The organism is Winslowiella iniecta, assembly GCF_001267535.1.
GTDB classification, from domain to species: Bacteria; Pseudomonadota; Gammaproteobacteria; order Enterobacterales; family Enterobacteriaceae; genus Erwinia; species Erwinia iniecta.
The window spans coordinates 1-267 of sequence record NZ_JRXE01000082.1; the positions used below are offsets into that span (position 1 = coordinate 1).

1 protein-coding gene is annotated in these 267 nt (G+C 59.9%); it reads right to left on the reverse strand.

Translation table 11 applies throughout. The annotated features are described in order from the left end of the window. Nucleotides 1–267: PAAR domain-containing protein (locus tag NG42_RS21705; RefSeq protein ID WP_052903120.1), on the reverse strand; the 267-nt coding region annotated here is incomplete at both ends.

The window sequence follows — 267 nt, forward strand, 5'->3', positions numbered from 1 at the left end:
GCTGCGATCGCCGCTGCGCGCCGCCGGCTGACCATTGATAAAGACCTTTTTCGACCCTTCGGCGAGAAAAATCGGGCCACCGATATGGTGCGATTTTTTACATTTCACCGTGTCCATGCTGGCCGGAGTGCTGTAAGGCGCGGCCGCGGCGATCGTCGGCTGCAGGATGTCCTGCCGGAGATAAGTGAAAAAATCAGCGATATCCGCCGCGGACAGGTCGCTGACCTGCTTACCCAGGGCCGCGAAAAAATCGCCCGGACGGGCAAC